Genomic DNA, 10,562 nt, shown 5'->3' with positions numbered 1-10,562 from the left:
CAACTCGAAGCGCTCGATATTGCGCTTCATTTCGCTGTACCAGGTGGCCAGCTTAAGACCGAAGGTCGTTGGCTCGGCGTGAACCCCGTGAGTCCGTCCCATCATGATGGTCATCTTGTGCTCTTTGGCCTTGTCGCCGACAATCTTGGTGAAATTGGCCAGGTCGCGACGGATAAGGTCGTTGGCCTGCTTCTAGAGGTAACCGTAGGCCGTGTCCACCACGTCGGTCGAGGTCAGACCGTAGTGGACCCACTTGCACTCCTCACCCAGGGTTTCAGATACCGCACGGGTAAAGGCCACCACATCATGGCGGGTTTCCTGCTCAATTTCCAAAATGCGGTCAATGTCAAAGTCCGCCTTCTCACGAATCTTAGCCACATCTTCCTTGGGAATTTCACCCAGCTCAGCCCAGGCTTCATCAGCGAGGATTTCCACCTCCAACCAAGCCCGGTACTTGTTTTCTTCACTCCAAATATTCGCCATCTCAGGGCGTGAATAACGATTGATCATTTTATACTCCTTCGAATTCTAGTTAGATTTTTAATTTATTTTTTCTTTTGAAAAACAGTAATTCTATTTTTACCCAAATAAAGAAAGCTGTTCACTATTACTAGATTTTGATATTTTTTCAGGTTTGGAATCATTAATAGTTTTTTTCATTTTATAGTAATAGTCTTTTGTTTCTTTCTGAACTAACTTTTCAATTACTTTTTCTTCAAATTCAACTATACTCTTAAACTTCATTATCCCATTTTCTGGAGTTGGTATATAGAATAGTCCAACAGGTTTATTTTGTATGAGTAGATTATAGATATTATTTAACGACCCCTTACTTACAGAAATATTTCCAAAACGATTTTTACTAACATCTTTCCAAATGACCAAACCAAAATCAGCGGCATCTGACATAGCTTTATCTTTTATCATTTGAGCTTCTCTAGTGTATTTCCCATTTTTAAATAATTTTTCATTTTCAATATCTACAGGAACACGTTTATCAACCCATTCCTTATCTGAAAAATTTCTAGGGCTAGGGCCAACATGATAAACTTCTACATTTTTATAGTTATCCGCTTTAAGCATATCCTGTATATTCTTATCAATACCTCTAGCATCTCCAACCAAGATTGTATAGTTTCTTTTTCGACTATCATCAACCGATTTGATAACATCATCAGGAATTTCTTTACTAGAAATACTTCCACTTATGAACATTTTCACCATACGCACTTCCCTCTATCAGTCATTGACAATTTGCCAATAGTTATTTTGATTTTTGTAAATTGAGAACTCAAATATTCTATTGAAATCCTTGGAGTCAAGTGCCTGCTTAACATCTTGAAACTGACTATGGTCAGCCCAAATTTTAACATGCTCAGCTTTATCATTCTTATAAAAATATAGATTTACTGCTTCGTTCCCGCTATCGTTAGTATAATAAGGATCGTATTTCGAAATTCTACAATCATACTGTTTACTAATACCACCATATTTGTTTTTTGTAAGACTGACAAACCTAACCCAAATATTTGGATTTACTCGTTTTAAAGCTGATATAGTGTAATTAGCAGTATTTCCCTCACCAAACAAGTCATCAATTAACAATACTTTGTTTATATGATTTGGTAAAACCTTCGAAACATAATCACTCGCACTAAGTTGAGAATCTTTAGCTTGATTTGATGATTTCTTCTTCAATATAGAAAAATCAACATTCTTTCCACTCGCCTTTCCTAAGCATTCAGCAATTATATACATAATCTTTTTCTCACCACTGAGATTATGTTTATGTTTTGGATTAAAACTAGGAACCGGTAGAATAACATCACAATCGTTAACAAAAGGTATCAATTGCGCCACAAGGTAATCTATTACTGGGCTTATATCCTCGTCTGATAAAACACCATTCTTTATATAACCATATTTTATATCACATACAGCACTACCAATATCAGTATAACCATTATTCTTATACCAATCCAAAGCAAAAGCTTCATCTGCTTGTTGAACTTCATTTAAATCAATCATTTTTTACTGTCTCCCTTCCCCAAACTCCACTGCGTCATTGGCAAAGAGGGTCACATGTCCCATTTTGCGGTTGTGCTTGGCTTCTAGTTTACCATAAAGGTGGAGGTGGGCGCTAGGGTTTTCTTGGACAAAGGCCTGGGCTTTTTCCATGTGCTGGCCGAGGACATTGAGCATAACAGCGGGCGCGTGTTGCCGGATGGACGGTAGGGGCAGGCCCAGTACGCCCAGGATATGGGTATCAAATTGGGAGAAATCGCAGGCTTCGATGGAATAGTGGCCTGAGTTGTGGGGCCGTGGGGCGATTTCGTTGACCAAAATGTCGTCACCTGCCACAAACATTTCAACGCAGAGGGTGCCTGACAGGTCCAGTTTTTGGGCGATTTGTACTGCCATGGCCTGGGCTTTTTGCGCTAGTTCATCGGAAATGCGGGCTGGAGCAATGGTTTTGGACAGGATGTTGTTGCGGTGAATGTTTTCCTGAACAGGGAAGACGGTCACATCTTGTCCATTTCCTGAGACGATGACCGAGATTTCCAGGTCAAAGTCGACAAATTCTTCCAGGACACACTCGGTCGAATTGGCCAGGCGATTGGCCTCTTCCAGGTCAGCCTGTCCACGAATTACCTTTTGGCCATGTCCGTCATAGCCGCCAGTACTGGTCTTGAGAACATAGTTTTTGGAGAGGTCCAAGTTTTCCAAGTCTAGGCTAGAGGTGACCAGCTTAAAGGGCGCAACAGTTACTTTGGCCTTGTCAGCTAGGAAGTTCTTTTCAAAAATACGGTTTTGGGAAATCCGCAGCAAGTCTGTACCCTGGGGAAGCTGGCCAGGTGTAACCACCGCATCCAGAGCATCCGCATCCACATTTTCAAACTCGTAGGTCAAGACATCGCAACGCTCTGCCAGCTGATGGAGGGCGCTAACATCATCGTAGTCTGCCACGATAATCTCGGCTACTCGAGAGGCTGGGCAATCCGCGGCTGGGTCTAGGGCAATGACCTTATGGCCCATGTAAATGGCCGAAATGGCCATCATCTGACCCAGCTGGCCGCCACCGATAATTCCGATTGTCTTAGTCCAGCTCATTGGTTGACTCCTCCGCGATACGGCCCCGCTCAGCATGAAAATCAGCTAAGGCTTGGGCGATGCTAGCATCTTCGATGGACAAAATCCGAAGGGCGGTCAGGGCTGCATTGGTAGCCCCTGCTTCACCAATGGCCATGGTCGCCACTGGCACACCGCCCGGCATCTGCACGATGGAATAGAGGGAATCCAAGCCAGACAGGGCCCGTGATTGAACGGGAACACCGATGACTGGCAGAGTGGTTTTTGCCGCCACCATGCCTGGCAGGTGGGCTGCCCCGCCTGCGCCTGCAATGATGACCTTGATACCACGCGCCCGGGCTTCTTCCGCATGCTTGAACATGAGGTCTGGTGTGCGGTGGGCAGAGACCACCTTCTTTTCGTAGGCTACACCAAATTGGTCTAGTACATCAGCTGTTTTTTTCATGGTGGCCCAATCTGACTTGGAGCCCATGATGATGGAAATTGGAATGTTCATACTTGCTACTTCCTTCTCTTTTGTCCCCTTATTTAACTGCCTTACTTCCGATATCATTTCGGTAAAAGAGGCCTTCTGTCTCTTGTTTTTTTAGTTGGGCATAAATTTTTTCTTGAGCTTCCTTAACGGAATCCGCTGTGGTGACCAGCATGTAAACCCGTCCGCCATTGGACAGCAGTGCTCTGCTTTTTTCATCGAACTTAGCCCCAGCATAGTAGGTGATGATGTCGTCCTCAGTCTTTTCTGGCAGGACCACGCCCTTCTCGTAATCGAGGGGATAGCCCTTGGAAGCCACCACCACGCCTAGGGTTACACCTCGGTCGGTCCAGGTCACCTCGGTCGGTTTTTGGTCCAGGATATCGCTGATGTTTTGAGCCAAATCAGAGGTCAGGCGAGGGAGAATAATCTGGGTTTCGGGGTCGCCAAAGCGGGCGTTGAACTCGATGACCTTAGGTCCGTCGGCGGTCACGATGAGGCCTGCGTAAAGGATGCCCAGATAAGGACGGCCTTCCGCAATCATGCCCTTGAGGACTGGCTTGACGATGGTCTCGATAGACTGACTGATGAGGGTGTCTGAGAGGTGAGGGACTGGCGCATAGGCTCCCATACCACCCGTGTTTGGGCCCTTATCGCCATCATAGGCCCGCTTGTGGTCTTGGGCGGTCGGCATGATGTAAAAGGTATCTCCGTTGACAAAGACAAAGAGGGAGAACTCCTCCCCGTCCAGGAACTCCTCGATGACGACACGGGCGCCAGAGTCGCCAAATTTGTTGTCCAAGAGCATCTCACGGGCCGCATCGACTGCCTGCTCCACGGTTTCAGCCACGACCACGCCTTTGCCTAGGGCCAAACCATCTGCCTTAACAACGATAGGAGCGCCTTGCTCCTCAATGTAGGCCTTAGCTTGCTCAAAATCGGAAAAAGTAGCATAGGCTGCGGTCGGAACCCCGTATTTGACCATAATCTCTTTGGCGAAATCCTTAGACCATTCCAGCTCCGCTGCAGATTTTGTGGGACCAAAGGCCTTGAGGCCCGCCGCATTAAAATCATCTACAATGCCAGCTGCTAGGGCATCATCTGGCCCGATAAAGGTCCAGGCAACCTCATTTTCCTTGGCAAAGTCTATCAACTTGGAATGTTCGGAAATAGCAATATCAACCAAGTCCAGACCATCCAGGGTCATACCATCATTTCCAGGAGCCACAAAGACCTGCTCCACCTGCGGAGACTCCAACAACTTCTTGGCAATCGCATGCTCGCGACCACCCGAACCAACAACAACAAGTTTCATAGTAAGCTACCTCAATAAACAGAAAAAAGACTGAAAAACTTCCAAAAATGGAAACATTCACGCAATTTCCAAAGATTTTGCGAATTATACAAGACTATTATAACAAAAAAGTTCGGTTCAATCTACTTGAACACGAACTGGGGAGGGAAATCATTTTTGTTGTGATACCAAAAAAGCAAGCCTTGTAGCCTACTTCTTGTATATATCTTTACGATGGCCCACTGCAAAAACTTCAATGACAATTTCATCATCATAAATATTGGCGAGAATCCGATAATTGCCAACTCGATACCGCCATTCTCCTGAATGATTTGCGGTCAAACCTTTCCCATGCTGACGTGGATTTGATGTGTTTGCCAAGTTTTTGTCAATCCAATATAAAATGGTTGATCTGGTGAAAGAATCTAATTTTTTAAGCTGTTTAACTACTGTTTTCGTGTATGTTACTCGATAGTTCATAGACCAAATTCTTTCATGAGTTCTTCGTGCGAAATCCTCACCCCATCATCTTCAGCCATGGCTTGCCGCAAAACTTGCAAATCATATTCATCTTCTATTTTTTCAAGCATGGCCTGTCTGGCAAACTCTGATATTGTCAAGCCGTGCATTTGGATATATTTCTTAATCAACTCTCCATCTTGGTCATTGATGCGCAAAGTCATTGTTGCCATTTTTTTACCTCGTGAATACTTTGTATTCTCATTGTAAAACATTCCCCTTCTTTTGTCAATTTCTACTCAATAATCTAGTTCGCATTCCCACACAAAACCACCCCAATCATCAGACGGGGTGGTTGTTTTCTCAAATCTAATCTTAGGGATTAAAGGATACATGAACGTGGTCATAGTGGTTTTCGGTGATGCTGCCGCGGTCTGGCATGAGGTTCCAGGTGTAGGCAGGTCCGTAGATGCTGTTGAATGGGGCGTAGAAGCGTTGCTTCCAGATGATATACGATACGCCGCGTGAAGCCATGTTGGCTGCAGTATATTCAGCAATCTGGTCACCTAAAGCGGAACTTTCTGGCACCATAAAGTCTACTGCCAGGCCTTTCCCGTGATCACCGGTATCACCTGCACGGTAGGTGGAGAAGCTGGTAATGCCATAAAGATTAGCAATTTCCGTCATGTAGGCTGCTGCCTGTGGCTGTAATCCTGTTGTGTTCACATTCACTGGCGTTGGGGTTTGGGTTGTTGCAGGTGTTTCAGCAACTACTGGTGCTGCAGGAGCTTCCGTGGTAGTTGGCACCTCTGTAGCTGGTGCTTCCGTAACTGGGGTTTCCGTTGTTGGAACCTCTGTTGTAGCAGGGGCCTCTGTGGTTGTTTCAGAGACCGGAGCCTCCGTTGTCGCCTCTGTTGTGGTGGTTGGACTTTCGGTTGTCGTCTCTGTCGTAGAACTTTCTGTCACTACTGTTGTTTCTTCTGCTGGAGCTTCTGGAAGTGGGACCACCTGGTCTTCCATGATAACCTCTTGATTGGCAACATCGACAGTGGCTGAGTCTCCCTCTTGAGCATCAGAAGCAGCTGGCTGCTCAATTTCAATTTCGACCAGTTCATGGTTTTCATCATACTTGGTTTTCAAGGTCGTATCAGGGAAAATCAGATCCAGGTTGCTAATTTGGTTGATTTGGGCCAACAGAGTCATATCAATATCCATGGCTGTTGCGATTGTACTGAGGGTATCCCCATATTGAATGGTGTAGGTTTTGCCCTCCGAGGTTTCAGTCACTCCGGCACGGATGTCCTCCACTGAACGGGCAACCCAGGGAAGGGTAAATTCAGCTGCCTGGGCATTTGCTGCGGTAAAAAGACTCAAAGCAAGAGTTGAGGCTAAAAATAGTTTCTTCTTCATCTTAGATGATCACTACCTTTCATTTTTGATGTAGGAACATCTTAACATAAAAAAAACATAGAATGCCACTATCTAGTGCCATTTTACAAAAGCTTAACTTACCTGTTATCTCCTGTCTTTTCTGTAACACAATACCAACATGGGTGATATATTTGATATATAAAACAAAAGCCACCGACTCTAAATGCCGATAGCTTTCATTCTCTATCGGGTAGATAGAAAGGAGGGTTATGAAAAAGAAAAGTTATTTGGGATTGAGTCTAGTATATTCCCTTAATCTTAAATTTGCCTAAACCTTGCCCTATTCTTTCAACCAAGCATTCTTCTCCATCCCAGGCATAGTTCTTTGGTATTTATGGTAGAATACTAGTAAGAAAAACTTTTGTTCCCCCAGGCAATAAAGGAGGTTATAGATGAAAGTTATAAAAATATGGTTTTTGGGTGGTCTTACTTTACAGGCCATAATTTGGGCTCATATGATTATTCTCGGCGCGGTTGATTTTTTAGCGGTCTTGCTAATCTTCATTTCCATCTACGCCCTTATTATCACTGGGTTGCAACTCCCAGTTTTGGCTGGCTTTTACTACCTCTTGAAAGATAAAGTTGAAAGCTGGAGCTGGTGGCATTCTTTCTTGATCTGGTTGAGTAGCTTTCTCCTCATCTTGTTTCTGGCCTATTTCATCGGTTGATAGACTTAAATCCCCCAATCGGATTGATTGGGGGATTGTTTTTCAACATTTTTCGGCTTAATGTCTAAAATGTCTAACGCCTGTAAAGACCATGGCAATGCCGTGCTTGTTGGCTGCATCGATGGAATCTTGGTCGCGGACAGAGCCACCTGGTTGGATGATGGCCTTGATGCCGGCTTGGGCAATCTCCTCGATATTATCGGCAAATGGGAAGAAGGCATCTGAGGCAAGAACGGCACCATCCAGGCGTTCCTTGGCCTGCTCGATGGCAATGCGGACAGAGGCCACACGGTTGGTCTGTCCTGGTCCGACACCCAGGGTCATCTTGTCATTTGTGATGATGATCCCGTTGGACTTGACATACTTGATGGCTTTCCAGGCAAATTCGAGGGCGGTTGCTTCTTGATCAGAAGGCTGACGCTCGGTTACCACCTGCCAGTCAGCTGGACTTTCCTTGATGACATCTTGGTTTTGAACCAAGAGACCACCTACCACACCAGTGTACTCTGCTTCCGCTTCGCTGGCATCCTGGGCATCAAATGGCAATTCCAAGATACGCAGGTTTTTCTTTTTGTTGGTCAAAATAGCCAGTGCCTCTTCGGAATAACTTGGAGCAATGATGATTTCCAGGAAAATCGGGTGCATTTTCTCCGCTGTCGCAGCATCCACTTCTCTGTTGAGGACAACGATTCCGCCAAAGATGGATACCGGGTCTGCTTCATAGGCATAGTCCCAGGCGGTCTCGATGTCATCTGCCTGACCGATGCCGCAAGGATTCATGTGCTTGAGGGCCACCACCGTTGGGCGGTCCTTGAAGTCACGGATAATCCGAATGGCTGCATCCGCATCACGGATATTATTGAAGGACAGCTCCTTGCCGTTGAGCTGCTTGGCTGCAGCGATGGAGTAGTCTGTCGGTAGGGCATTTTGGTAGAAGTCCGCATCCTGTTGCGGGTTTTCACCGTAGCGCATCGGCTGTTTGAGATCGTAAGTCAGGGTCAGTTTCTCTGGCTTTGCCTCACCAACTTGAGCGGTGAAATAGTCCGCGATGAGGGCATCGTAGGCTGCGGTATGGCGGAATACTTTTGCGGCCAAGCTTTGACGAGTTTCATAACTGGTTTCCCCCTTTTCAGCCAATTGCTCCAAGACCACCGCATAATCAGCTGGATCAACCACGACAGTGACACTGGCGTGGTTTTTTGCCGCCGAACGCAGCATGGAAGGTCCGCCGATATCGATGTTTTCCACCGCCAAATCATAGGTCACATCTGGTCGCAAGATGGTTTCTTTAAAAGGATAGAGGTTGACGACCACCAGATCAATCAGGCCAATCTCATGATTCTGGGCTGCCTCCAAGTGGCTGTCAAGGTCCCGACGCGCCAAGAGACCGCCATGAATCTTTGGATGAAGGGTCTTGACCCGACCGTCCATCATTTCTGGAAAACCGGTCACATCGTCAATGGCGATGGTAGCAACCCCAGCATTATCAAGGGCAACCTTGGTTCCTCCAGTTGAGATGATGTCCCATCCTAGTTTGGTCAATTCTTGGGCAAATTCTACAATGCCCGTCTTGTCTGATACGCTAATTAGTGCGCGTTTGTTTGTCATGTTTTCTCCTATCAATTATTATAGCCATGTTTTTTTGAATCTAAAATTGTCATCCAATAATGTTCTCTTTGAATTATAATATCATCATCAACACTAGATTTAAATGTTTCTAACAAAGAATAATGGAAATTATCCTTAAAATATTGCTCCCCCTCATTTTCAAACAATTCTTTTAAATCTTTATTTCCTCCATGACATGTTTTAACGTAATCTGAAAATCTTTTCCATATCATGTCTTTACCATAAGCAGAGCCGACATATTTTTTTCCTGTTTTTCTATCAACTTGCAAATAAACTCCCTTTAGGTTACTTAGAGCAGTTTTCCAAACTAGATTATTTTTAGTTATAATGCCAGATAAGGCTTCAAAGCTTAGATTTATCTTATCATATCCAGGAAATGCTGTTTGTAATTTATCTGGTAATATTTCTACCAACTCAAATTTTTCATAGTAATCATCCGCTCTATACCTTGAAGATGTGGGACCTTGAGGTCTTTTAAAACCAAATATAGCTCTACCCTCTAAATAAGAATATTTTTTAACATGTTCTAAATCATATATTTCTATGTCTTTATCTATTGGTGAAGCAATCAATTTATCACCTTTAAACACGCCTACAAATAACCAATTATCTTTACTGTATTCTATGAGTTGAATTAAATATTTTCTATCATTTGTAAAATGAGCTCTTTTTGACTGTGAAGATTTTCGAGTAAAAATATAACTTTTGAACTTTTCTTCTTCTCTATTTAAATACCACTCTAAAACAGGATAATTATCAATATTCTTATTAATTTTGATATTATAATCTGAAGCATCTCTATCATCAATCTCTAAACAACTTAGAATATTTAACATTTATTTCCTCTCCACTCCCAAACTATCCAAGACCTGTGGATAAAGGGCATACTCTGCCTCGTGGATTCGTGCCTCAAAGCTTTCTAGGCAATCGTCTGGCAGGCGGGGCACGCGCACCTGTTGGATGATTTGGCCGGTGTCCACACCAGCGTCCACCCAGTGGACTGTCACGCCAGACTGGCTGACGCCTGCCTCCCAGGCATCTTGGATACCATGGGCTCCCGGAAACTCTGGAAGATAGGCTGGGTGGATATTGATGATGCGGCCCTCGTAGGCAGCTAACAAGGTCGGCCCGACAATTTTCATATAACCTGCCAGGCAAACCAGATCAATCTGGTGCTCTTCCAAGAGCCCGATGATGGCCTCTTCATAGTCTGCCTTGTTGTCAAATTCCTTTAATTCAAAGGAGTAGGCTGGCACGTTCAGGTTTTGAGCCCTTTCCAACACATAGGCATCGCGGTGGTCTGAGAAAAGAAATTCCACCTCGAAGCTTTCCGCGATGACCTGAAAATTAGAGCCAGAACCGCTGGCAAATACGGCAATCTTTTTTGTCATTATTTTATCACCACACTGGCATCTGCCTTCTTCACAATCCGACCGATTTCGTAAACAGGCTCATCCAGCAAGGCTTTGACACGGTCCACATTTTCTGGACTAACTGCCAGCATCAGGCCGATACCCAT

General features: G+C 44.7%; 12 protein-coding genes and 2 pseudogenes. 1 reads left to right on the top strand and 13 read right to left on the bottom strand.

Going from position 1 to position 10,562, the window contains the following annotated elements; genetic code table 11:
- From ACEYCN_RS00620 to ACEYCN_RS00580, 9 genes and pseudogenes are all read right to left on the bottom strand, one after another.
- A pseudogene (locus tag ACEYCN_RS00620) lies at nt 1-510 on the bottom strand (lyase family protein); the annotation flags it as partial.
- Nucleotides 511-579: 69 nt separating this feature from the next.
- Nucleotides 580-1,224 (bottom strand): hypothetical protein, encoded by a 645-nt coding sequence (locus ACEYCN_RS00615; protein WP_373712371.1) that lies wholly within the window; start codon nt 1,222-1,224, stop codon nt 580-582.
- A 15-nt stretch (nt 1,225-1,239) separates the two neighbouring features.
- Complete coding sequence (locus tag ACEYCN_RS00610; protein ID WP_373712370.1) at nt 1,240-2,028, bottom strand: phosphoribosyltransferase; 789 nt, start codon at nt 2,026-2,028, stop codon at nt 1,240-1,242.
- A 3-nt stretch (nt 2,029-2,031) separates the two neighbouring features.
- A complete protein-coding gene (gene purK / locus ACEYCN_RS00605; protein WP_373712369.1) occupies nt 2,032-3,111 on the bottom strand; it encodes a 5-(carboxyamino)imidazole ribonucleotide synthase in 1,080 nt (359 codons plus the stop codon).
- Nucleotides 3,098-3,586 (bottom strand): 5-(carboxyamino)imidazole ribonucleotide mutase, encoded by a 489-nt coding sequence (purE, locus tag ACEYCN_RS00600; RefSeq protein ID WP_373712368.1) that lies wholly within the window; start codon nt 3,584-3,586, stop codon nt 3,098-3,100. The genes purK and purE overlap by 14 nt, the downstream gene beginning before the upstream one ends.
- Nucleotides 3,587-3,614: 28 nt before the next feature.
- Entirely contained in the window at nt 3,615-4,877 is a 1,263-nt protein-coding gene (gene purD / locus ACEYCN_RS00595; RefSeq protein ID WP_373712367.1) for a phosphoribosylamine--glycine ligase, read from the bottom strand.
- A 189-nt stretch (nt 4,878-5,066) separates the two neighbouring features.
- Nucleotides 5,067-5,336 carry a type II toxin-antitoxin system RelE/ParE family toxin gene (locus ACEYCN_RS00590; protein WP_373712366.1) on the bottom strand — a complete coding sequence of 90 codons (270 nt, stop codon included), beginning with the start codon at nt 5,334-5,336 and terminating at the stop codon, nt 5,067-5,069.
- A complete protein-coding gene (relB, locus tag ACEYCN_RS00585; RefSeq protein WP_373712365.1) occupies nt 5,333-5,548 on the bottom strand; it encodes a type II toxin-antitoxin system RelB family antitoxin in 216 nt (71 codons plus the stop codon). The genes ACEYCN_RS00590 and relB overlap by 4 nt, the downstream gene beginning before the upstream one ends.
- 142 nt (nt 5,549-5,690) lie before the next feature.
- Nucleotides 5,691-6,725 (bottom strand): LysM peptidoglycan-binding domain-containing protein, encoded by a 1,035-nt coding sequence (locus ACEYCN_RS00580; RefSeq protein WP_373712364.1) that lies wholly within the window; start codon nt 6,723-6,725, stop codon nt 5,691-5,693.
- Nucleotides 6,726-7,138: 413 nt separating this feature from the next.
- Between ACEYCN_RS00580 and ACEYCN_RS00575 the strand changes: the two genes are divergently transcribed.
- On the top strand, nt 7,139-7,414 hold the full coding sequence (locus ACEYCN_RS00575) for a hypothetical protein (RefSeq protein ID WP_373712363.1): 276 nt from the start codon (nt 7,139-7,141) through the stop codon (nt 7,412-7,414).
- A gap of 57 nt (nt 7,415-7,471) precedes the next feature.
- Here the strand turns inward: ACEYCN_RS00575 and purH are convergent, their stop codons facing one another.
- From purH to ACEYCN_RS00555, 4 genes and pseudogenes are all read right to left on the bottom strand, one after another.
- A complete protein-coding gene (gene purH, locus ACEYCN_RS00570; RefSeq protein ID WP_373712362.1) occupies nt 7,472-9,022 on the bottom strand; it encodes a bifunctional phosphoribosylaminoimidazolecarboxamide formyltransferase/IMP cyclohydrolase in 1,551 nt (516 codons plus the stop codon).
- Nucleotides 9,023-9,033: 11 nt separating this feature from the next.
- A complete protein-coding gene (locus ACEYCN_RS00565) occupies nt 9,034-9,879 on the bottom strand; it encodes a GIY-YIG nuclease family protein (RefSeq protein WP_373712361.1) in 846 nt (281 codons plus the stop codon).
- On the bottom strand, nt 9,880-10,434 hold the full coding sequence (gene purN / locus ACEYCN_RS00560; protein WP_373712360.1) for a phosphoribosylglycinamide formyltransferase: 555 nt from the start codon (nt 10,432-10,434) through the stop codon (nt 9,880-9,882).
- A pseudogene (locus ACEYCN_RS00555) lies at nt 10,434-10,562 on the bottom strand (phosphoribosylformylglycinamidine cyclo-ligase); the annotation flags it as partial. The gene purN and the pseudogene ACEYCN_RS00555, both read right to left, overlap by 1 nt.

Origin of the sequence: Streptococcus sp., assembly GCF_041802885.1 — a bacterium.
GTDB lineage: Bacteria > Bacillota > Bacilli > Lactobacillales > Streptococcaceae > Streptococcus.
Note: the sequence above shows the minus strand (reverse complement) of the source record. Positions and strands in the feature narration are given on the sequence as shown.